This is a genomic window from Duganella sp. Dugasp78 (assembly GCF_059491455.1).
Genome location: NZ_CP168506.1, coordinates 2,289,768 through 2,313,746, shown reverse-complemented (window position 1 = coordinate 2,313,746; position 23,979 = coordinate 2,289,768). Strand labels below are relative to the sequence as shown.

Here is a 23,979-nt window from a genome sequence, read left to right as displayed (position 1 = left end):
GCCACTCCAGCCAGCCCAAGACCATGAATGCCATTCACGTTGACAGTATCCCGATCATTTCCGTCTCCTACAATTCAGCGGAACTGATCGAGGAGCTGTTGAGTTCGCTGCGCGCGCATTACCCCAACCCGGTCACCATCATCGACGGCTCCGGCGCCGAGCATTACCGCGCCATCGAAGCCGTGTGCGCCCGGTACGCGGACGTCCGCTTCATCCACTTCGACTACAACATCCATCACGGCCCCGGCATGGCCTGGGCGTTCCAGCACCTCGACCTGCAGGGACCGGTGCTGGTGCTGGACTCGGACGTGGTCGTGCTCAACCGCGGATTCGTCGAATCGATGCTGGAGCAGCTGCGGCCGGACATGTACGGCGTGGGCTACACCAACCACGTGAACGAAGGCGGATTCGACGTCGACTACGAGGCCGGCGCGATCCGCTACCTGCACCCGGCCTGCATGCTGATCAATATCGAGGTGGTGCGGCAGTGGCCCATGCCCACCCGCCACGGCGCGCCGATGACGGCGCCGATGCTGGCACTGCATCGCGCCGGCCAGGACCATCTGATCGCCGGCATCGACTGGCTCAAGGAAGACTTCAAGGTCGACGGCGTCAACCACTACCTGCGCCACGACTGGCAGGGCACGGTCAAGCGGGTCGGCAGCTATCACCTGGACGCCTGGGAACAGGCGGCGCGCGAAGCGGCCACCATGCGGCTGCACATCCAGACCCTGCTGCCGGCGCGGCTGGCCAGGGTGGTGGAAATCGGCGCCAGCGATGGCGCGCTGGCGCGCGCCGTCAAGGAAGGCCATCCGCAGTGCGACTACACGGCGGTCGGCATCGATCCGGCCCACAAGAACCTGCGCAAGGGCGCTTGCGACCACGTGCTCAACGAGGATGTCGACGCGCTGGGCGACGACTTTTTCCGCGACTATGCCGGGGTCGACTGCTGGGTACTGGACCAGGCGCTCGAGCGCATCCGCCACCCGGAACTGCTGTTGAAGCGCATCCGCAAGGTGATCGCGCCGGGCAGCTGCATCGTCGCCGTGGTGCCGAACGCGCAGCACTGGAGCCTGCTGACCCGCCTGTGCGGCGGCGATCTGCGCTATGCCGAAACGGGCCTCCTGGCCGAAGGCCAGCGCCGCCTGTTCAGCCGCACCACGCTGTTCGAACTATTCCAGCAAGCCGGATTCGCGGTGACGCAGGGGCTGCAGATCCTCGATACCCCGCTGCAGAGTCCGGCCATCCAGGCCGCCCTGCAGCAACTGGCGGCCAGCGCCGGCGCCAATCCGGACCTCGCCGTCACGGACGCTCAGGCCACCGCATACATCATTCATGCCATACCCAATTAACACGCCCCCATCCTCAGCGGACAACCCTGCCATGACAACATTACCTTTTTTTTCCGTGATTGTGCCCACCCACAAGCGCGCGGTGTTGCTGCGACGCGCCCTGGAGTCGATCAAGTCGCAAGTCTGTCCCGTGGAGTGCGAGGTCATCGTCATCTCCGACGCCGCCGATAGCGCCACCGATGCCGTGTGCGCCGAGTTGCTCGCCAAAACCGATATGTATATCCGCCGCAACGGCGACGCCGGCCCTTCGGCAAGCCGGAATCTGGGCCTGTCGCTGGTGAAGGGCCGCTACGTCATGTTCCTCGACGATGACGACGCGTGGCATCCCGGTTGCCTGGCGCAGCTGCACGCCCAGCCGCATGTCCAGCTGAGCATGCCGGTGTATTTCAACTGCTCGGTCGCCAACGAGCGCCGCCTGCCGCAGGGGCCGGAGCTGTTGTCCGAGGTGGAACTGAACTTGCAGCACAGCCTGACGCCTGAGGTCTATATCAAGAACCAGGTCCACATGTCCTGCTTTGCTTTCCCGCGGCAGTTATTGCAGGGTCTGGAGTTCGATCCGTTCATGCGCGCCTACGAGGACTGGGACTATCTGCTGTCGGTGTTTGACCGCGCGATGCCGGCCCATGTGCCGTTTCTCGGGTCGCGCGTCTTCGAGGTGGCGGACGCCACAACGGATCGCCGCGGCAGCAGCGAGCAGGCCAACGATTTCAACGCCGTGCTCGACTACCTGTATGTCTACCGGCGCCACCCCGCCCCCAGCGCCGAACTGAAGCAAAAGCGCGCCGACCTGCTGAAGATGACAGGGCTGCCGATAGACCAGGGCTTGCTGTGAGCGCAATCCGGCGCGGCCGCAACGGCTAGCGAGAGCGACCATTGACAGTAGCCCTGAAACTGCGGTGTACTGTCAAAACCAGCCCGAAAGAACAGGCCGGTGTTTATGCCTAAATTCGCGGCATGGCGAGGGACCGGAATGAATTATCGTGTGCATGGAAGCGCAGGGGAATTTCAGCGCCGCGGAAAACAACAATCAAGTGATATTCAATGACGGGACGTGCAATATGAAAGCAGTGATTTTCGCCGGTGGATTTGGAACCAGGTTAAGCGAAGAGACGAATTTAATCCCCAAGCCCATGGTGCGCATCGGCGGCCTGCCTATCCTGTGGCACATCATGAAGATCTATTCCGCCCACGGGATCAATGATTTCGTGATCTGCTGCGGCTACAAGGCTTACGTCATCAAGGAATACTTTTCGAATTATTTTTTGCATACCTCGGACGTTACCTTCGACATGCAGAAAAACGCCATGGAGGTGCATTCGCGCTACTCCGAGCCATGGAAGGTAACCTTAATCGATACCGGCGAGAACACCATGACCGGCGGCCGCCTGAAACGCGTCGCGCCCTATCTCGAAAACGAGGAAGCGTTTTGCCTGACCTACGGCGACGGTGTGAGCGACGTGGATATCTCGGCGCTGGTCAAGTTCCACAAGGAGCACGGCAAACTTGCAAGCTTGACGGCGGTGCAGCCGCCGGGGCGATTCGGCGTCCTGGAAATCGACGGGACCCAGGTCAACAGCTTCCAGGAGAAGCCCCCCGGTGAAGGTGGCTGGATCAACGGCGGCTTCTTTGTCTTGTCGCCCAAGGTCATCGATCTGATCGAAGACGACACCACCATTTGGGAACGCGATCCGCTGCAGACCCTGGCCAGGGACAGCCAGTTGCATGCTTATTTCCACGGCAATTTCTGGCAGCCTATGGATACCCAGCGCGACCAGACCTATCTGGAAGGCCTGTGGCAATCCGGCCAGGCGCCCTGGAAGGTCTGGAAATGAATCCGGGATTTTGGCGGGGCAAGCGCGTCTTCCTGACCGGCCATACCGGCTTCAAGGGCAGCTGGCTGTCGCTCTGGTTGCAAGAGCTGGGCGCCGAGGTGACCGGCTACGCCTTGCAGCCGCCAACGCAACCCAGCCTGTTCGAGATCGCCCATGTTGCGCAGGGCATGACATCCGTGATCGGCGATATCCGGGACCTGTCTGCTTTGCAAGCCGCCTTGTCCGCCAGCCGGGCCGAGATCGTTCTGCACCTCGCGGCTCAGCCCTTGGTGCGCTATTCCTATGAGCATCCGATCGAGACGTATTCGACCAACGTCATGGGCACCGTGCATCTGCTCGAAGCCGTGCGGCAGACCGGCGGCGTCAAGGCGGTGCTCAACGTCACCACGGATAAGTGCTACGAAAACAGGGAGTGGGACTGGGGTTATCGCGAAGACGAACCCATGGGCGGCTACGATCCCTACAGCAGCAGCAAGGGCTGCTCGGAGCTGGTGACCGCCTCGTACCGCTCTTCCTTTTTCCATCCCGACGACCATGCCAGGCATGGCGTCGCGATCGCCACTGCGCGCGCCGGCAACGTCATCGGCGGCGGCGATTGGGCCGTCAACCGATTGTTGCCGGATATCGTGTCCGCCTTTAGCCGCTCGGTGCCGGTGCGGATCCAGAATACCGCCTCGATACGGCCGTGGCAGCACGTCATGGAGCCGCTGCGCGCTTACCTGATGCTGGCCGAACGGCTGCATGAGGCCGGGCCGCGCTTTGCCCAGGCCTGGAATATTGGTCCGGAGGATATCGACTGCAAACCAGTCGGCTGGATCGCGGAAAAAATGACGCAACTATGGGGCGCAGGCGCCACCTGGAGCGAAATCCGGGGCGACTATCCGCATGAAGCAAATTATTTAAAGCTCGACATTTCCAAAGCGCGCAATAAACTGGGCTGGCAGCCGCACCTGAATCTGGAGGATGCCCTCCGCCTGACCACGGAATGGGCCAAGGAACATCTTGCCGGCGCCGACATGAGAGCAGTAACGCAGCAACAAATCCGCCACTACCAGAACAAATCAGCATACTGAAAGCGAACCAACCATGAGTACTCCGACCATTACCCGGATTGACCAGTGCCGCGCCTGTGGATGCACTCATTTGCAGCAGTTCCTGAACTTTCCCGCCATGCCCTTTACCGACGACTTCATCGCGCCGGACAACAAGGGACAGGAATTTTGCGCCGACATTCCGGTGTATATCTGTCGTGACTGCATGGTCGCCCAGACCCAGCACAACGTCGATGTCGGCGATTATTACGAGGATTATCAATATTCGGTCGGCGCCTCGGGCAAGGCCAGCGTCTTCATGCGCCTGCTGGCGGAGAACCTGAAGTCCAAATATTACCCGGCCAAGTCCGGCGCCAAAGTGCTGGAAATCGGCTCGGGCGACGGCGAGCAGCTGCTGGCATTCCAAAAGACCGGTTGCAGCGTGCTGGGCTATGAGCCCTCCTCCTATCTTTGCAAGGTCGCCGCGGAGAAAGGCATCGCCAGCATTCAGGGATTGTTCGATGAGAATTCCATCAGCGCCCTGCCGGCCGATTTTAAAAATATCGATGTGATCATGCTGTCCTATACCTTTGATCACCTGCCCAAGCCCAAGCCTTTCCTGGAAACCTGTTTGCGCTTGCTGGACCCCAAGGACGGCCTGCTGGTGATCGAGATTCATGACCTGGAAAAAATTATCGAGCGCCAGGAATACTGCCTGTTCGAACATGAACATTCGATCTATCTGACGGAGCAGACCGCGCAGACGCTGTTCGAGCGCGAGGGCTATGCCATCATCGATTTCGACCTGGTGCCGGATGAAGACCGGCGCGCCAATTCGCTGATCATCGTCGCCACGCCCAAGTCGTCGGAGCGGGCCAGGTTCGCCGTGCAACCGCGCACGCCGCAAAAATTCAAGGACATGGGGTTTTATGCCGGGGTCGCCCAAGAGATCGCCACCGGCATCGCCCATCTGGAAGCGTTTATCGCAAAGTCCACCGGCCATGGCAAAAAGCTGGCCGGCTACGGCGCCGGCGGTCGTGGCGTCATGACGCTGGCCGCCGTCAAGAATGCCGGCAAACTGGAGTTCCTGATCGATCGCAAGCCCAAGAAGCCTGGCCTGCTGGTGCCCAAATCGCAGATCCCCCTGGTCGATATCGCCTACTTCAAGGATCACCCGGTGGACGCCATCCTGGTGTTCAGCTACGGCTACATGGCCGAGATTCAAAAGGAATTGATTCCTCTGGGCTACGCACCGAGCCAGTTTTATTCGCTGCTCGACGTCCTGTCCGGGAGCCAGTGAAGTATGTCGCGCCATGTTGTCATCACCGGCGGAACGGGATTCATAGGCGCCGCGATCGTCAGGGAAATGCTGGCGTCCGGCGCCAGCGTCACGGTCCTGATACGCAAGGGATCGGATCTCAGCCGCCTGGCTGAATTTTCCGGCCTCCAGTTCGTGAGTTATTCCTCGCTGCATTCAGCGGACACCATCGCCGCCCTGGGCGCATCAAAACCCGACGCTTTTATTCATTGCGCATGGCAGGGTGTCAGCGGCAAGGATAGAAACGAAGCTTTCCAGATCAAGGACAATCTCATCCTGACTCTCGAGGCGGTCGATCTGGCTGCGGCGATCGGCTGCAAGCAGTGGGTGGGGCTTGGTTCCCAGGCCGAATACGGCAACCAGAATCGTCGCCTGAGCGAAGCGGGAGCCCTGCTGCCGACTACGCTGTACGGCAAAGCCAAACTGGCGGCGGGCATTTCCGCGCTGGCGCTGTGCGAGGCGCGCGGCATGCAGGGTTCATGGCTGAGGGTGTTCTCCACCTACGGGCCGGGCGACGCGCCAGGCTGGTTCATTCCTTTCGTGATCCAGGAATTCCTCGCCGGCCGCCGGCCGACCCTGACCCGGTGCGAGCAGCAATGGGACTACCTGTATGTCGCCGATGCGGCGCGCGCGGTGAACGCGGTCATCGCAAGCGGCGCGCAGGGCGTGTTCAATCTTGGCTCCGGCTCGGCGCGCCCGCTGCTCGACTATGTGGAGGCGATACGCCAGCACCTGGAGCAGGACCTGGTGCCGGAATATGGCGCCGTTCCCTATCGCCCCGATCAGGTTATGCACCTTGAGGCCGATACCAGCAAATTAAGCACACTCACCGGCTGGCAACCGCAGGTCGGGCTGGACGCGGGCATTGCCGCCACGGTGGAATTCGAACGCAATAGAAACCGCGCCCGCGCTGCGGCTTCCGTGACTTCAAGCAAACTATGAATACTATAAATTTTGCCAGGCAAATCAGGACCACCGCGCTGCAGATGGTGAGCCAGGCCAAGGCTTCCCACATCGGCGGCGCCCTTTCCATCGCCGACATTCTGGCCGTTCTGTATGGGGAAGTACTTCATGTGAATCCCGACGATACCGCCATGGCCACGCGGGACCGATTTATCCTGAGCAAGGGACATTGCTGCGTCAGTGTGTATGCCGCCCTGGCCTTGCGTAAATTTATTCCGATGGCGGAATTGCAGACCTATGCGCAAAATGGCTCCCGGCTGATGTCGCACATCAGCCATAAAGTGCCCGGCGTCGAGTTTTCCACCGGCTCCCTGGGACATGGGCTGCCCTTCGGGGTCGGCAAGGCGCTGGCGGCCAAACGGCGCGCGGCGGCGTGGCGGACCGTCGTACTGTTGAGCGACGGCGAACTGGACGAAGGCAGTAATTGGGAAGCGATCATGTTCGCCGCGCATCACGGCCTGGACAAGCTGGTCGGCATTATCGATTACAACAAGCTGCAAAGCCTGGGCACCAATGAAAGCACCTTGCGTCTCGAACCGCTGGCGGAAAAATTTTCCGCCTTCGGCTGGGCCGTGCGGGAAATCGACGGCCATGATCACGCCGCATTGAAGGACGCGTTGACAACGCTGCCTTGGGAGCCCGGCAAGCCCAGCATGCTGATTGCCCACACCACCAAGGGCAAAGGCGTGAGCTTCATGGAAAACAAGGTCGAATGGCACTACCGGAGTCCGAACGCAACCCAGTTGGAACAGGCAATCAAAGAGATCGGATCCGTCGCATGAGAAATGCATTTATTGAAGAACTGGTGGCGCTGGCGGCCACCCATGACCATATCGCGCTGATCGTTGGCGACCTGGGCTACTCCGTGATCGAGCCCTTTGCCGACCGCTTTCCGGATCGCTTCGTCAATGCCGGGGTGGCCGAACAAAATATGACCGGGCTGGCAGCCGGCATGGCGTCCGAGGGGTATCACGTCTTTACGTATTCGATCGCGAACTTCCCGACCTTCCGCTGCGCCGAGCAAATCCGCAATGACATCGATTACCACCAGTTGCCGGTGACGGTGGTCGCGGTCGGCGGCGGGCTGGCCTATGGCGCGCTCGGTTATTCCCATCACGCGGTGCAGGACTACGCGCTGCTGCGATCGATGCCGAATATGCTGATCGCGGCGCCCGGTGATCCGATGGAGGTGCGTGCCTGCATGCGCTACCTGGTGGACCATCCGCAGCCGTCCTACCTGCGCCTGGGCAAGGCCGGCGAACCCTGTTTTCACAGCGGGGTGCCGGAGGTTGAGCCCGGCAAGTGGCTGAAAACGTCGCGCACCGGCGCCGGGGGGGCGACCCTGCTGACCACCGGCGCGACGCTGGAGCTGGGCATGCAGCTGGCCGCGCAGGAAGCGTTTGCCGATTGCTCCGTGCATTCCTTGCCGCTGTGGGGACGGCGCAGCAAACCCATGCAGGTCGAGTCCTGCGCGAAGTTCAATGAAATCATCACCCTTGAGGACCATCTGGTCGACGGCGGGTTCGGTTCATGGATGATGGAGGCCCTGTCGCCGGCCGGACGCGCCGGCATCGTTTTGCAAAGCGGCCTGTCAGCGGATGTCTGCGCCATGGTTGGCACACAAGCTTCACTGAACGCCGCGGGCAATCTGGGGCAAGTGGTGCGGCGGCCCAAGGCGGGGTGAGTGCTCCGCCGTGCGGCCCGGATAACAGTCAATTTTAAGATAGGTGATTTTCAATGAATTCCTCAGGTATTTTTCTATCAATCTGCATACCTACTTACAATCGCGACAGCTTCTTAAGGAAGACACTGGAGAGCATTACCTGCCAGGATGCCTTCATCAATACAGCAGAAATCGAAGTCATCATTTCGGATAATGTCTCGACCGACGACACCCAGAGCGTGGGCCAGGAATTTGAAAAAAAATTCCCCGGAAAAGTGAAGTACTTCAAGAACGAAACGAATGTCGGCACGGAAATCAATCTGGAGCGGGTCTTGTCCAGGGGCGCCGGCACCTGCCTGAAACTTCACAACGACAACCTGATCGTCCGGGACGGCAGCCTGGCCGAAATTATTAAAGTGGTCAAGGCCACCGAGGCTGAAAAGCCGGTCCTCTTTTTCACGAACGGCAACAACAATGTCAACGGCGTTCAATTAACCGTTTGCAATAACCTCAATGAATTCGTCAAGGCCGCGTCTTATATCACGACCTGGATGGGTGGATTCTGCATCTGGCGCGACGATTTCCTGGCGATTCCCGACTTTACCGTCAATGCCAAGACCCAGCTGATCCAGACCGATATCCTGTTCCGGTTGATGGAGAAGGGCAAGCGCGCGATCGTTTTCTATGACGCCTACTTCGCCAGCCTGACCATCGAAAAAAGAGGCGGCTACAATATCGCTGAAGTCTTCGGCAAGAACTACCTGGCCTATCTGAAGAAATATCTGGCGATGGGCTTATTGCAGGAAGACACCTACCAGCTGGAAAAAAAGATAATATTGATCAAACATATTATCCCTTATTATTTCGACAAAACAAACGGCTTTCACAAGAATGGTTTCTTCGTGCATATGCAGGACTACCTGCACGACGACTATTTTTACCAGGCGATTGAAGGCCTGATTTTCGCCGACGAGAGCGCCGCGGCCGCGCCAGCCGCGCCCCCCGCCCCCGGTCCTGAACAGCTGCGAAAGATGGAGGTTGCCGATCAATGGCGGCGTCTCAACGCGCACAACGAGATCAGCATCAGCCACTGGCACGGTTTTATCAACTTCAACAAGGTGACGGCGGGCCGGCGCTCCTACGGTGGCTTGAATTTGTGGGCGTTTGGCGCGGAACCCGAGCGCCTGACGATCGGCAATTTTGTGTCGATTGCCGACGACGTGAAATTCCTGCTGGGCGGCAACCACCCGTATCAGGGCATATCGACCTTCCCGTTCTTGACCAAGTACTTTGCGACCCTGGAGTCTGAATCCAAGGGCCCGATCGTGGTCAAGGACGACGTCTGGATCGGCTACAACTCGACGATCTTGTCGGGCGTGACCATCGGCCAGGGCGCGATTGTCGCGGCCGGCAGCCTGGTCACCAGGGACGTGGCGCCCTACAGCATAGTCGGCGGGCATCCGGCAAAACTGATCAAACATCGATTCGACCAGGAAGTGATCGACAAGCTGCTCAATTTTAATTTTGCCGACCTGAGCGATGAAATCATCCTGAAAAACAGGGAGACGTTGTATCAAGAACTGACGCCTGAAAACGTCGATGCTGTTCTGGAAAAGCTGAAGCTGGCGTAAAGATTTTCATCGCAAACCTTTGAATTGCCTTAACAAATACAGGGAAAATTATGCTGTTATCCATAGAAAACGGTTTCGCAGACCGCAAGATGGAAGTCGATAATAAAATTATCCGACGCATCATCAAAGCCTACAATCTATCGAAGGCTGCGCAAAAGAACGTGGGCGAGGAATACCAGGTTGGCTATATGTGGCTGCCGATCTACGAAGGCTTCATGAAAGAGATCATGGCTGCCTTGTCCAGCGAGAATGAAGCCGCGGTGGCCAAAATTTACAGCAATTTTTTCCGCGAACACTGCAGCATCGGCCTGCACGGCATGCCGTGCGACATGTTTACGGACTATTTTTCCGGCACTATTACCGAGGAGGCCAAGGGCAGGTATATGGCCGACTTAATGCATCGCTTCAACATCTGGATCACGTCGATAGGCAAGACCATGCCGATTACCGCCCTCAATGCGCCGGACGTGGGGAATCCCTATGGCTGCTTTATTGATGGTAATTTCTATCGTGCAGGCTGCGATTATCAGCACTACTACGCGACCATGATCAGCCGCCTGGTGCAGAGCCCGAAACATAAGTTCGTCCTTGAAATCGGCGGCGGCTTTGGCGGCCTGGCCTACTTCATGGTGCGCGACAATCCCGGCCTCACTTACATCGACGTGGACCTGCCTGAGAATATGGCCCTGGCCGCGTTTTTCCTGTTGAGCGGATCGCCGGACAAGAAAATCGGGCTGTATGGCGAAGTCGACCTGGCAAAGGATGATCTGAGCAAATACGATGCGCTGATGTTGCCGAATTTTGCGATTCAGGAAATCAAAGACAACGCGATAGACCTGTGTTTTAACTCCTACAGCCTGTCGGAAATGCCCATGACCACCGTGGCGAATTACATGGGGCATTTCAATCGTATTTCCTCGAAATTCATTTATCACATCAACCACACCAGCGTGGGCGGCATCCGGGCCGACGACTTCGCGGTGGATTATGAAAAATTCGAGCTGATCTCGCGCGCGCCGGCCATGTGGGGCCAAGCCTGCAATCCGAAGATGGACGAGTATGAATTCCTGTACAAGGTCAAGCACCTGTCGTTCAGCTAAACCGCCGCGCAGCAGCGGCGGCCTGGCTGGCCGCCGCTGACCATCAGGGTTCGCGTATCGATTCGTCCAGCGCCCGCGTCAGCGGGTACAGCAGGTAGGACATCACGGTGCGGTGGCCCACCACCACCTCGGCCGACACCGTCATCCCCGGCAGCAGCCGGGCGCCGTCGGTCATCTTCCTCAGTTTGCCGGTGTAGGCAATGCGGCTCAGGTAGTAGGCGTCCAGGCCGCCGCCGTTCTTGTCGGCCGCCTCGCGCTTGAAGGAATCCTGGCTGATGGTGCGCACTTTACCCTCCAGCATGCCGTGCTGCTGGAACGAGAAGGCGTCGACCTTGATGTGGGCCAGCGCGCCCGGCTTGATGTAGCCGATGTCGAGCGAATCGATCTGCACTTCGGCCTCCAGCTGCGCGCCCAGCGGCACCAGCGTAAACAGCGGCTCGGCCTCGCGCACGATGGAGCCCACCGACAGCTTGCCGATCTCCAGCACCACGCCGTCGGCCGGCGCCAGCATGTGGATGGCCTTGGCGCGCTTGTCGGCCTTGGACAGCTGCTCGGCGACGCCGTCGCGGTCGCGCGTGGCGCTCAGCAGATCTTCCATGGCCTTCTGGCGCCAGCTCTTGTCGAACGCGGCCCGTTCGGACTGGGCCGAGGCCAGCTCGCTGGCCATCTCGACCGCCTTGTTGCGTTGCAGGTCCATGTCGCGCTCGACTTCGAGGCGGCGGTCGCGCGCCTCCAGCAGGTGCATCTTGGCGCCGAACTGCTCGGCCATCAGCTGCTCCTGCATGGCTTCCACCTCGCGCAGCGACTTGACGCGCTGGGCCAGGATCAGCTGGTCGTGCCTGTTGGTTTCCAGGCCGGCCTTGAGGCGCGCGATGTTCTGGTCCATCTTGTTCTTCTGCGCCTCGAAGTTGGCCTTGCGCTCGCTCGACAGCTGGGCCTGCAACTGGGCGTCCGGCGTCGAGGCGCTGCCGGCGACGGCGCCCGGCTGGCCCGCCAGCTCGGCGCGCAGGCCGGCGGCCTGGGTGTTGAGGCTGTCGAGCCGCACGCGCAGCTGCTGCTCGTCGGCGGCGGTGAAGGTCGGGTCCAGCGTGGCCAGCACCTGGCCTTTTTTCACCACCTGGCCGACCCGCACGTCGATGCTCTGGATGATGGAGGTGTCGAGCGGCTGCACCACGATATTGGGCAGCGGATTGACCAGGCGGCCGTGGGCCACCACGATCTTCTCCACCGGCGACACGCTGGCCCAGACGATGAAGAACACGAAGGCGGCCAGCATCACGTGCAGCGTGAGGCGCACGAAGCGGGGCAGCGGGCCGCGCTCGATGGCGTCCGCGTCCGGCAGGAACGCGATCTCGGTTTCGTCCTTGCGGCGGCGCTTGAAGCTTAGAGGTGACTTGTTTGCTGGTTCCATAAGTGCTGGTAAGTGTCGCTACGGGTGAGCAGTTCTTCGTGGCGGCCGGCGTCCATCAGCCGGCCCTGTTGCATGACCATGATCTTGTCGGCGTTGACCAGGGTCGACAGGCGGTGCGAGATCATCACCACCGTGCGGCCCACCGCGATGCGCGACAGGTTGCTGATGAAGATGGCTTCCGACTCCGGGTCCAGCGCCGAGGCCGCTTCATCGAGGATCAGGATGCGCGGCTTGGCCACCAGCGTGCGGGCGATCGACAGCCGCTGCTTCTGGCCGCCCGACAGGTTGGAGGCGTTCTCTTCGAGCACGGTGTCGTAGCCCATCGGCAGGCGTTCGATGAACTCGTCGGCGCCGGCCGCGGCCGCCGCCTCGACCAGCTCCTCGAAGGTGGCGTCGGGCTTGGTGACGGACAGGTTCTCGCGCACCGTGCCGCGGAACAGGAAGTTCTCCTGCAGCACCACGCCGATCTGGCGCCGCAGGTGCGACAGCTCGATCTCGCGGGCGTCGACGCCGTCGAAGCGGACGATGCCCTCCTGCACCGGATAGAGGCCCTGGATCAGCTTGGTCAGGGTGGTCTTGCCGGAGCCGGAGCGGCCGACGATGCCCACCACCGTGCCCGGCTCGATGGTGAAGCGGGCCTTGTCCAGCGCCATCGCCTGCGCGCCCGGATAGCGGAAGGTGACGTCGTCGAAGCGGATCTCGCCCTGCAGCACGGGCCGCAGGCCGTTGGCGCCGGCGCGGCCCTCGGGCGCGCGGTTCATCACCTCGCCCAGCATGCGCACCGACAGCGCGGTCTCCTGGTATTCGTTGACCAGGCCGACAATCGAAATGAGCGGTTGCGTGACGCGGCCCGACAACATCTGGAAGGCGATCAGCGCGCCCACCGACAGCGTGCTGTCGAACACGTCGGCGGCGCCCACCACGATCAGCATGACCGGCAGCAGCTTGCCGAGGAAATCGGTGACGGCGTTGCCGGCGATCGAGATCTGGCCGACCCGGAAGTGCATGGTGATGGCCTCGGCCGAGCGCTGGTCCCAGATGCGGCGCTGCGACGGCTCGATCGCCAGCGCCTTGACGGTGCGCATGCCGTGGATGGTTTCCACCAGCATGCCCTGGCGCTGGCCCTCGGCCGCGTACAACGCGTTGAGGCGGCGCTGGAAGGTCGGCACCATGGCCACGACCACGCCGGCGATCAGGCCGGCAAACAGCAGCACGATCATCGCCAGCTTGAACGAGTAGCTAAACAGGATGGGCACGAACACCAGCAGCGCGATCAGGTCGAGCGCGGTGAAGAACAGGCGGCCGGTGAGGAAGCTGCGGATCTTTTCCAGCTGCTGCATGTGGCGCGTGACCACGCCGGCGCTGGTGGTCTCGAAGAAGTCGATCGGCAGCGACAGCAGGTGGCTGAACACGCGCCGCGTCAGGCGCATGTCGATCTTGTTGGAGGCGGCCAGGGTCAGCGTCTGGCGCAGGAAGCCGAAGGTGGCGTCGAACAGCAGCGCGGCGATGATGCCCACCGCCAGCACCTGCAGCGTGGTCACGCTCTGGTGCGTGAGCACCTTGTCGATCACCAGCTGGAAGAAGATCGGCGAGGCCAGCGCCAGCAGCTGCATGGCGATGGCGGCGATGAAGATGTCGCGGAAGGCCGACTTCTGCTTGAGGATTTCGGGGATGAACCAGCGCAGGCCGAACGGCTGGTTGGGATCGGAGAGCTTGTGCTGGCGTTTGATGAACAGCACGTCGCCGCTCCAGCGCTGCTCGAAGTCTGCGCGCGCCACCATCACCACGGCGGCGTTGGCGTTGGCCGGATTGAGCACGGCCACCTGGTCCGGGCCGCCGTTTTCTCCGGGCTTGACGCCGACCGCGATCACCATATTGCCGTCGTTCAGGCGCGCCATCAGCGGGAACACGCCGCCCTGCGCCATCAGGCGCGACCAGGTCAGCTGGTCGGCCTTGGCCTTGAGGCCGATGTCCGAGGCGATCCGCAACAGCGCGCCGGTGCCGGGCTCTTCGGCGCGCAGCGCGTAGTCATCGATCAGGCGTTCCGGATTGATTTGCAGACCATGATGCTGCGCGATGGCCGTCAGACACTGGATCGCGGTATGGGGGAATTTATCGTGCATAAGCCTGATCAATGGGAAAGAGCCGGGAAAAGCTTGCAGTAGCGCACTATCGTGCCAGCCTTCGGATTCTAACCCAGTGCAGTGTTTCCGGGAGGTTTTTGTGTAGCGCAAACACAGCACTGTTTACCTTGTTGTTCAGCGCTTAAGCCCGCGCGCTTTCAACGCCACGCAAGCGCCGCCACGCCTGGCCGTGCGGGGTAAAAAAAAACGGCAAGGCCCGCAGGCCTTGCCGTTCTTGCTTACGCTATGAAAGCGGCTTACTTGGCAGCCAGGAAGCCCTGGTGGTTGCCGCCTTGCAGTGCTTTCAGTCGCAGCGTTTCCTCGCTTGCAGCCGAGTTGGTCGTCGCGGTCAGCTTGTTGTCGTAATTGCTGATCGCATCGGCCATCGCCGCCACCGCCGTGTTGACGCTGTTCGGCACTTCCAGCTTGGCCGTGGTGGCGGTCGCTGCCGCCGCCGCGTCAAAGCTGGACATCGCCGACGCCAGGCCGCTCACCGAAGTGGTCAGGCTGGTGGTCGCGGCCCCGGTCTGGAACCAGACGTCCGCCGCCGCGTGGCTGGCGCCGTCGGCCGTCTCGTAGGTCGAGGTGATACCGACGATGTTGCCGTTGTTGAGCGAGGCGTTCTCCTTGGCATCCAGGTTCAGCTTGGTGATGCCCAGCGACTGCAGCGATTTCAGCTCGTCGGCCTGGCTGACGCCGTCCGCGTTGCCGTCCACCCAGACACGCAGGTCGCCAAACGCGCTGTCCTTGGCATCGATGACGCCGTCGCCGTTGGTGTCGAGCTCGTTCAGGGCCGCGTAGCCGTTGGTGGCTTTCTGACCGTTGGCCAGCGTCGTGCCCGAACCGAACAGCTCGCCGCCGTCGTTGATGGCGCCGTCATGGTTGCGGTCCAGTGCCAGCAGACCGTCGCCACCGCCGACCCAGCCAGTGTTGACCTTGGTGCCGGTGGCGTTCAGATCGAAGTTCACGCCGGCGGCCAGGTTCAGGGTGCTGATGCCGTTGTTGTTCAGGTCCAGCACGATCGGCGTACCCAGCGGCGAAGGCAGCGCGCTGATCTGGTCGGTCGACAGGCCCGGTACCTGGGCACTGGTGATCGCGCAGACCTGGTTGCTGGTCAAGGCGTGGATCTGGTCGGTCGTCATGGCGCGGATCTGAGCGGTGCTCAGGGCCACGATGGTGGCGGTTTTCAGGCCCACGATGTCGGCGGTCTCGATGGCCACGATCTGATCCGTGGACAGCGCCTTGATCTGGTTGGAGCTCAGCACACCAACCTGCTGGCTCGACAGCGCGACGATCTGGTCGGTCGTCAACGCGGCGATCTGGGCCGTTTGCAGCGTGGAGAACACCGCGGTGCGCAGCACGGTGATGTCTTCCGTGCCCAGCGCGGCGATCGAGTTCGTGCTCAGCGAGTACAGTTGAGCCGAGCTCAGCACCGCGACCTGGGTGGTGGTCAGCGCCACGGTCTGGTCGGTGCTCAGCGCAGCCGCCAGATTGGCGGTGCTCAGGGCGGCGACCTGGCCGGTGCTCAGCACCGAGATCTGGTCGGTCGTCAGCGCGGCGACCTGGGCCGAACGCAGCGTCGAGATGATCGCCGTTTTCAGCGCGCCGATGTCGGCCGTTTCGATCGCGGCGATGGCGCTGGTGGTCAGCGCGTTGACCTGCGCCGTGTTCAGTGCCGCCAGCTGGCCGGACGACAGGGCCACCACTTGATCGGTGGTCAGGCCGGACGCCAGGTTGGCGGTGGTCAGCGCGCCGATCTGGGCGGTGTTCAGGGCGCCGATCTGGTCGGTCGTCAGCGCGTTGACCTGGTTGGTGGTCAGCGCGGCGACGGCGGCGGTTTTCAGCGCGCCGAGGTCGGCGGTCTCGATGGCGGCGATCTGGCTGCTGCTCATGCCGGTGATCTGGGCGCTGGTCAGCGCGCCGATCTGCGCCGTGCCCAGGGCCACCATCTGGTCGGTGGTCAGGGCCTTGGCCTGGTTGGTCGACAGCGCGGCGATCGACGCCGACTTCAGCGCGCCGATGTCGGCCGTCTCGATGGTGGCGATGTCCAGCGTGCTCAGCGCGGCGACCTGGGCGGTGCTCAGGGTGCCGATCTGCAGCGAGCTCAGGGCGACGATCTGGTCGGTGGTCAGCGCCTGCATGTTGGCGGTGGTGACGGACGCGATCTGTGCCGTGGTCAGGTTGGACAGCTGGTCGGTGGTCAGCGCCGCCAGTTGCGCGGTCTTCAGCGCGCCGATGATCGCGGTTTTCAGGCCGACGATGTCGGCGGTCTCGATGGCCGCGATGTCGGCGGTCGACAGCGCGCCGAACTGGGCGGTGCTGAGCGCGCCGAACTGGGCCGAGGTCATCGCAACGATCTGGTCGGTGGTCAGGCCGGACGCCAGGTTGGCGGTGGTCATCGCGCCGATCTGGGCGGTGGTCAGGGCGCCGATCTGGTCGGTGGTCAGGACGTTGACCTGGCTGGTGGTCAGGGCGGCGATGGCGGCGGTTTTCAGCGCGCCGATGTCGGCCGTTTCAATCGCACCGATCTGGCCGCTGCTCATCGCGGCAACCTGGACGCTGGTCAGCGCGCCGATCTGCGCCGTGCCCAGGGCCACCATCTGGTCGGTGGTCAGGGCCTTGGCCTGGCTGGTCGACAGCGCGGCGATCGACGCGGACTTCAGCGCGCCGATGTCGGCCGTCTCGATGGTGGCGATGTCCAGCGTGCTCAGCGCGGCGACCTGGGCGGTGCTCAGGGTGCCGATCTGCAGCGAGCTCAGGGCGACGATCTGGTCGGTAGTCAGCGCCTGGATGTTGGCGGTGGTGACGGACGCGATCTGGGCCGTGGTCAGGTTGGACAGCTGGTCGGTGGTCAGCGCCGCCAGTTGCGCGGTCTTCAGCGCGCCGATGATCGCGGTCTTCAGGCCAACGATGTCGGCGGTCTCGATGGCCGCGATGTCGGCGGTCGACAGCGCGCCGAACTGGGCGGTGCTGAGCGCGCCGAACTGGGTCGAGCTCATCGCAACGATCTGGTCGGTGGTCAGGCCGGACGCCAGGTTGGCGGTGGTCATCGCGCCGATCTGCGCGGTGGTCAGGGCGCCGATCTGGTCGGTGGTCAGGACGTTGACCTGGCTGGTGGTCAGGGCGGCGATGGCGGCGGTTTTCAGCGCGCCGATGTCGGCCGTTTCAATCGCGCCGATCTGGCCGCTGCTCATGCCGGCGACCTGGGCGCTGGTCAGTCCACCGATCTGGGCCGAACCCATGGCCACCATCTGGTCGGTGGTCAGGGCCTTGGCCTGGTTGGTCGACAGCGCGGCGATGGACGCGGATTTCAGCGCGCCGATGTCGGCCGTCTCGATGGTGGCGATGTCCAGCGTGCTCAGCGCGGCGACCTGGGCGGTGCTCAGGGTGCCGATCTGCAGCGAGCTCAGCGCAACGATCTGGTCGGTGGTCAACGCCTGCATGTTGGCGGTGGTGATGGACGCGATCTGTGCCGTGGTCAGGTTGGACAGCTGGTCGGTGGTCAGCGCCGCCAGTTGCGCGGTCTTCAGCGCGGCAATGATCGCGGTCTTCAGGCCGACAATGTCGGCGGTCTCGATGGCCGCGATGTCGGCGGTCGACAAGGCACCGAACTGGTTCGAGCTGAGCGCGCCGAACTGGGCCGAGCTCATCGCGACGATCTGGTCGGTGGTCAGGCCGGACGCCAGGTTGGCGGTGGTCATCGCGCCGATCTGCGCGGTGCTCAGGGCGCTGATCTGGTCGGTGCTCAGGACGTTGACCTGGCTGGTGGTCAGCGCGGCGATGGCGGCGGTTTTCAGCGCGCCGATGTCGGCCGTTTCAATCGCGCCAATCTGGCCGCTGCTCATGCCGGCGACCTGGGCGCTGGTCAGCGCGCCGATCTGGGCCGAACCCATGGCCACCATCTGGTCGGTGGTCAGGGCCTTGGCCTGGTTGGTCGACAGCGCGGCGATCGACGCGGATTTCAGCGCGCCGATGTCGGCCGTCTCGATGGTGGCGATGTCCAGCGTGCTCAGCGCGGCGACCTGGGCGGTGCTCAGGGTACCGATCTGCAGCGAGCTCAGGGCGACGATCTGGTCGGTGGTCAGCGCCTGCATGTTGGCGGTGGTGACAGACGCGATCTGGGCCGTGGTCAGGTTGGACAGCTGGTCGGTGGTCAGCGCCGCCAGTTGCGCGGTCTTCAGCGAGGCGATGATCGCGGTCTTCAGGCCGACGATGTCGGCGGTCTCGATGGCCGCGATGTCGTCGGTCGACAAGGCACCGAACTGGTTCGAGCTGAGCGCGCCGAACTGGGCCGAGCTCATCGCAACGATCTGGTCGGTGGTCAGGCCGGACGCCAGGTTGGCGGTGGTCATCGCGCCGATCTGGGCGGTGGTCAGCTGCTGGAACTGGTCGGTGCTCAGGACATTGACCTGGCTGGTGGTCAGGGCGGCGATGGCGGCGGTTTTCAGCGCGCCGATGTCGGCCGTTTCAATCGCGCCGATCTGGCCGCTGCTCATCGCGGCGACCTGGACGCTGGTCAGCGCGCCGATCTGCGCCGTGCCCAGGGCCACCATCTGGTCGGTGGTCAGGGCGCGGGCCTGGCTGGTCGACAGCGCGGCGATCGACGCGGATTTCAGCGCGCCGATGTCGGCCGTCTCGATGGTGGCGATGTCCAGCGTGCTCAGCGCGGCGACCTGGGCGGTGCTCAGGGTGCCGATCTGCAGCGAGCTCAGCGCGACGATCTGGTCGGTGGTCAGCGCCTGCATGTTGGCGGTGGTGATGGCCGCGATCTGTGCCGTGGTCAGGTTGGACAGCTGGTCGGTGGTCAGCGCCGCCAGTTGCGCGGTCTTCAGCGCGCCGATGATCGCGGTTTTCAGGCCAACGATGTCGGCGGTCTCGATGGCCGCGATATCGGCGGTCGACAAGGCGCTGAACTGGGCGGTGCTGAGCGCGCCGAACTGGGCCGAGGTCATCGCAACGACCTGGTCGGTGGTCAGGCCGGACGCCAGGTTGGCGGTGGTCATCGCGCCGATCTGCGCGGTGGTCAGGGCGCCGATCTGGTCGGTGGTCAGGACGTTGACCTGGCTGGTGGTCAGGGCGGCGATGGCGGCGGTTTTCAGCGCGCCGATGTCGGCCGTTTCAATCGCGCCGATCTGGCCGCTGCTCATGCCTGCGACCTGGGCGCTGGTCAGCGCGCCGATCTGGGCCGTGCCCAGGGCCACCATCTGGTCGGTGGTCAGGGCGCGGGCCTGGCTGGTCGACAGCGCGGCGATCGACGCGGATTTCAGCGCGCCGATGTCGGCCGTCTCGATGGTGGCGATGTCCAGCGTGCTCAGCGCGGCGACCTGGGCGGTGCTCAGGGTGCCGATCTGCAGCGAGCTCAGCGCGACGATCTGATCGGTGGTCAGCGCCTGCATGTTGGCGGTGGTGATGGCCAGGATCTGCGCCGTGGTCAGGTTGGACAGCTGGTCGGTGGTCAGCGCCGCCAGTTGCGCGGTCTTCAGCGCGCCGATGATCGCGGTTTTCAGGCCGACGATGTCGGCGGTCTCGATGGCCGCGATGTCGGCGGTCGACAGCGCGCCGAACTGGGCGGTGCTGAGCGCGCCGAACTGGGCCGAGGTCATCGCAACGATCTGGTCGGTGGTCAGGCCGGACGCCAGGTTGGCGGTGGTCATCGCGCCGATCTGGGCGGTGGTCAGGGCGCCGATCTGGTCGGTGGTCAGGACGTTGACCTGGCTGGTGGTCAGCGCGGCGATGGCGGCGGTCTTCAGCGCGCCGATGTCGGCCGTTTCGATGGCGCCGATCTGGCCGCTGCTCATGCCGGCGACCTGGGCGCTGGTCAGCGCGCCGATCTGGGCCGAACCCATGGCCACCATCTGGTCGGTGGTCAGGGCCTTGGCCTGGTTGACGCTCAGGGCGGCGATGGACGCGGACTTCAGCGCGCCGATGTCGGCCGTCTCGATGGTGGCAACGTCCAGCGTGCTCAGCGCGGCGACCTGGGCGGTGCTCAGGGTGCCGATCTGCAGCGAGCTCAGGGCGACGATCTGGTCGGTGGTCAGGGCCTGGATGTTGGCGGTGGTGATGGCCAGGATCTGCGCCGTGGTCAGGTTGGACAGCTGGTCGGTGGTCAGCGCCGCCAGTTGCGCGGTCTTCAGCGCACCGATGATCGCGGTTTTCAGGCCAACGATGTCGGCGGTCTCGATGGCGGCGATGTCGGCGGTCGACAAGGCGCTGAACTGGGCGGTGCTGAGCGCGCCGAACTGGGCCGAGGTCATCGCAACGACCTGGTCGGTGGTCAAGCCGGACGCCAGGTTGGCGGTGGTCATCGCGCCGATCTGGGCGGTGGTCAGGGCGCCGATCTGGTCGGTGCTCAGGACGTTGACCTGGCTGGTGGTCAGCGCGGCGATGGCGGCGGTTTTCAGCGCGCCGATGTCGGCCGTTTCAATCGCGCCGATCTGGCCGCTGCTCATCGCGGCGACCTGGACGCTGGTCAGCGCGCCGATCTGCGCCGTGCCCAGGGCCACCATCTGGTCGGTGGTCAGGGCGCGGGCCTGGCTGGTCGACAGCGCGGCGATCGACGCGGATTTCAGCGCGCCGATGTCGGCCGTCTCGATGGTGGCGATGTCCAGCGTGCTCAGCGCGGCGACCTGGGCGGTGCTCAGGGTGCCGATCTGCAGCGAGCTCAGGGCGACGATCTGGTCGGTGGTCAGCGCCTGGATGTTGGCGGTGGTGATGGCCAGGATCTGCGCCGTGGTCAGGTTGGACAGCTGGTCGGTGGTCAGCGCCGCCAGTTGCGCGGTCTTCAGCGCGCCGATGATCGCGGTTTTCAGGCCAACGATGTCGGCGGTCTCGATGGCCGCGATGTCGGCGGTCGACAGCGCGCCGAACTGGGCGGTGCTGAGCGCACCGAACTGGGCCGAGCTCATCGCGACGATCTGGTCGGTGGTCAGGCCGGATGCCAGGTTGGCGGTGGTCATCGCGCCGATCTGGGCGGTGGTCAGCTGCTGGAACTGGTCGGTGCTCAGGACATTGACCTGGCTGGTGGTCAGGGCGGCGATGGCGGCGGTTTTCAGCGCGCCGATGTCGGCCGTTTCAATCGCGCCGATCTGGCCGCTGCTCATCGCGGCGACCTGGGCGCTGGTCAGCGCGCCGATCTGGGCCGAACCCATGGCGACGATCTGGTCGGTGGTCAGGGCCTTGGCCTGGCTGGTCGACAGCGCGGCGATGGAGGCGGACTTCAGCGCGCCGATGTCGGCCGTTTCAATGGTGGCGATGTCGAGCGTGCTCAGCGCGGCGACCTGGGCGGTGCTCAGGGTGCCGATCTGCAGCGAGCTCAGCGCGACGATCTGGTCGGTGGTCAGCGCCTGCATGTTGGCGGTGGTGATGGACGCGATCTGTGCCGTGGTCAGGTTGGACAGCTGGTCGGTGGTCAGCGCCGCCAGTTGCGCGGTCTTCAGCGAGGCGATGATCGAGGTCTTCAGGCCGACGAGGTCGGCGGTCTCGATGGCGGCGATGTCGGCGGTCGACAGCGCGCCGAACTGGTTCGAGCTGAGTGCGCCGAACTGGGTCGAGGTCATCGCGACGATCTGGTCGGTGGTCAGGCCGGACGCCAGGTTGGCGGTGGTCATCGCGCCGATCTGGGCGGTGGTCAGCTGCTGGAACTGGTCGGTGCTCAGGACGTTGACCTGGCTGGTGGTCAGGGCGGCGATGGCGGCGGTCTTCAGCGCGCCGATGTCGGCCGTTTCAATCGCGCCGATCTGGCCGCTGCTCATGCCGGCGATCTGGGCGCTGGTCAGCGCGCCGATCTGGGCCGAACCCATGGCCACCATCTGGTCGGTGGTCAGGGCCTTGGCCTGGTTGACGCTCAGGGCGGCGATGGCGGCGGATTTCAGCGCGCCGATGTCGGCCGTCTCGATGGTGGCGATGTCCAGCGTGCTCAGCGCGGCGACCTGGGCCGTGCTCAGGGTGCCGACCTGCAGCGACGACAGGGCGACGATCTGGTCGGTGGTCAACGCCTGGATGTTGGCGGTGGTGATGGCCAGGATCTGCGCCGTGGTCAGGTTGGACAGCTGGTCGGTGGTCAGCGCCGCCAGTTGCGCGGTCTTCAGCGCGCCGATGATGGCGGTCTTCAGGGTGACGATGTCGGCGGTTTCGATGGCCGCGATGTCGGCGGTCGACAGTGCGCCGAACTGAGCGGTGCTAAGCGCGCCGAACTGGGTTGAGGTCATAGCGACGATCTGGTCGGTGGTCAAGCCGGAAGTCAGGTTGGCGACGGTCATCGCGGCCATCTGGGCGGTGGTCAGTTGCTGGATCTGGTCGGTGCTCAGGACATTGACCTGGCTGGTGGTCAGCGCGGCGATGGCGGCGGTTTTCAGCGCGCCGATGTCGGCCGTTTCGATGGCGCCGATCTGGCCGCTGCTCATGCCGGCGATCTGGGCGCTGGTCAGCGCGCCGATCTGGGCCGAACCCATGGCGACGACCTGGTCGGTGGTCAGGGCCTTGGCCTGGCTGGTCGACAGCGCGGCGATGGCCGCGGTTTTCAGCGCGCCGATGTCGGCCGTTTCAATGGTGGCGATGTCCAGCGTGCTCAGCGCGGCGACCTGGGCCGTGCTCAGGGTGGCGACCTGCAGCGACGACAGGGCGACGATCTGGTCGGTGGTCAGCGCCTGCATGTTGGCGGTGCTGATGGCCGCGATCTGGGCGGTGGTCAGGTTGGACAGCTGGTCGGTGGTCAGCGCCGCCAGTTGCGCGGTCTTCAGCGAGGCGATGATGCCGGTCTTGAGCGCGACCAGGTCGGCCGTTTCGATCGCGGCCACGGCGCTGGTGCCGAGGGCGTTGAACTGGTTGCTGCTCAACAGCGACAGCTGGGTCGAGCTCATGGCGACGACCTGGTCGGTCGTCAAGCCGCTCGCCAGGTCGGTGGTGCTCAGCGCGGACACTTGCGCGGTGGTCAGGCTGGTGATCTGGTCGGTCGTCAACGAGGTGAACTGGGCGGTGCTCAGGGCGGCGATGGTGGCTGTTTTCAGGGCCACCAGGTCGGCCGATACCAGCGCGACGATGGCGCCGGTGCTCAGGCTGGACACCTGGCCGCTGGTCAGCGCGCCGGCCTGGGCGGTGGTCAGCGCGACGATCTGGTCGGTCGTCACGACCGCCAGCTGGCTGGTGCTGAGGCCGGCGATCGTGGCGGTGCGCAGGGCGGCGAAGTCGCCGGTTTCCAGCGCCACGATGGATTCGGTCGCCAGCGCGTTGACCTGAGCCGAGTTCAGCACACCCACCTGGGTCGAGCTCAGCGCGACGATCTGGTCGGTCGTCAAGCCCACCGTCAATTGCTTGGTGGTCAGGGCGACGATCTGCGTGGTCGTCAGCGCCGCGGTCTGGTCCGTGGTCAGGGCCCGGGTTTGAGCCGAATTGAGCGCAACAATATCAGCAGTCGCGATAGCAGCAATTGATTGGGTCGACAGAGCGGCAATCTGGTCGGTACTCATGCTTGTTACGAGGCTCATTTCCATTCTCCTTGGGGCACTGCACAGTTCTATACAGACGGATATCGGAGCCAACAGGGATTTTCCCCCCAGG

Annotated in this window: 13 protein-coding genes; 10 read left to right on the top strand and 3 right to left on the bottom strand. The window is 63.6% G+C overall.

All coding sequences use genetic code 11. The features are described 5' to 3' along the window. Nucleotides 1-23 precede the first annotated feature (23 nt). The 10 genes from ACEN9O_RS10230 (at nucleotide 24) to ACEN9O_RS10185 (ending at nucleotide 10,890) form a co-directional block, all read left to right on the top strand. Entirely contained in the window at nucleotides 24-1,352 is a 1,329-nt protein-coding gene (locus tag ACEN9O_RS10230) for a methyltransferase domain-containing protein (protein ID WP_495617446.1), read from the top strand. 31 nt (nucleotides 1,353-1,383) lie between these two features. Next, nucleotides 1,384-2,184: a glycosyltransferase family 2 protein gene (locus tag ACEN9O_RS10225; RefSeq protein ID WP_495617445.1), complete on the top strand. Its 801-nt coding sequence runs from the start codon at nucleotides 1,384-1,386 to the stop codon at nucleotides 2,182-2,184. 226 nt (nucleotides 2,185-2,410) lie between these two features. Continuing rightward, on the top strand, nucleotides 2,411-3,184 hold the full coding sequence (rfbF, locus tag ACEN9O_RS10220) for a glucose-1-phosphate cytidylyltransferase (protein WP_495618454.1): 774 nt from the start codon (nucleotides 2,411-2,413) through the stop codon (nucleotides 3,182-3,184). Next, the gene (gene rfbG / locus ACEN9O_RS10215) at nucleotides 3,181-4,257 is read left to right on the top strand and encodes a CDP-glucose 4,6-dehydratase (RefSeq protein WP_495617444.1); all 1,077 of its coding nucleotides are present in this window, start codon (nucleotides 3,181-3,183) and stop codon (nucleotides 4,255-4,257) included. The genes rfbF and rfbG overlap by 4 nt, the downstream gene beginning before the upstream one ends. A 13-nt stretch (nucleotides 4,258-4,270) precedes the next feature. Beyond that, complete coding sequence (locus ACEN9O_RS10210) at nucleotides 4,271-5,515, top strand: methyltransferase domain-containing protein (RefSeq protein WP_495617443.1); 1,245 nt, start codon at nucleotides 4,271-4,273, stop codon at nucleotides 5,513-5,515. 3 nt (nucleotides 5,516-5,518) lie between these two features. Next, nucleotides 5,519-6,475: an NAD-dependent epimerase/dehydratase family protein gene (locus tag ACEN9O_RS10205; protein WP_495617442.1), complete on the top strand. Its 957-nt coding sequence runs from the start codon at nucleotides 5,519-5,521 to the stop codon at nucleotides 6,473-6,475. After that, entirely contained in the window at nucleotides 6,472-7,278 is an 807-nt protein-coding gene (locus ACEN9O_RS10200; RefSeq protein ID WP_495617441.1) for a transketolase, read from the top strand. Before ACEN9O_RS10205 ends, ACEN9O_RS10200 begins: the two co-directional genes overlap by 4 nt. Then, complete coding sequence (locus ACEN9O_RS10195; RefSeq protein WP_495617440.1) at nucleotides 7,275-8,180, top strand: transketolase family protein; 906 nt, start codon at nucleotides 7,275-7,277, stop codon at nucleotides 8,178-8,180. Before ACEN9O_RS10200 ends, ACEN9O_RS10195 begins: the two co-directional genes overlap by 4 nt. Nucleotides 8,181-8,233: 53 nt before the next feature. Further along, a complete protein-coding gene (locus ACEN9O_RS10190) occupies nucleotides 8,234-9,790 on the top strand; it encodes a glycosyltransferase (RefSeq protein WP_495617439.1) in 1,557 nt (518 codons plus the stop codon). A 50-nt stretch (nucleotides 9,791-9,840) separates the two neighbouring features. After that, nucleotides 9,841-10,890 carry a putative sugar O-methyltransferase gene (locus ACEN9O_RS10185; RefSeq protein ID WP_495617438.1) on the top strand — a complete coding sequence of 350 codons (1,050 nt, stop codon included), beginning with the start codon at nucleotides 9,841-9,843 and terminating at the stop codon, nucleotides 10,888-10,890. Between the two features lie 43 nt (nucleotides 10,891-10,933). On the opposite strand, the gene ACEN9O_RS10180 is transcribed toward ACEN9O_RS10185, so the two are convergent. From ACEN9O_RS10180 to ACEN9O_RS10170, 3 genes are all read right to left on the bottom strand, one after another. Next, nucleotides 10,934-12,301 (bottom strand): HlyD family type I secretion periplasmic adaptor subunit, encoded by a 1,368-nt coding sequence (locus ACEN9O_RS10180; protein ID WP_495617437.1) that lies wholly within the window; start codon nucleotides 12,299-12,301, stop codon nucleotides 10,934-10,936. Next, the gene (locus tag ACEN9O_RS10175; protein WP_495617436.1) at nucleotides 12,274-14,424 is read right to left on the bottom strand and encodes a peptidase domain-containing ABC transporter; all 2,151 of its coding nucleotides are present in this window, start codon (nucleotides 14,422-14,424) and stop codon (nucleotides 12,274-12,276) included. Before ACEN9O_RS10175 ends, ACEN9O_RS10180 begins: the two co-directional genes overlap by 28 nt. 257 nt (nucleotides 14,425-14,681) lie before the next feature. Next, the gene (locus ACEN9O_RS10170; protein WP_495617435.1) at nucleotides 14,682-23,906 is read right to left on the bottom strand and encodes an SPM autocatalytic domain-containing protein; all 9,225 of its coding nucleotides are present in this window, start codon (nucleotides 23,904-23,906) and stop codon (nucleotides 14,682-14,684) included. Between the last annotated feature and the right edge of the window lie 73 nt (nucleotides 23,907-23,979).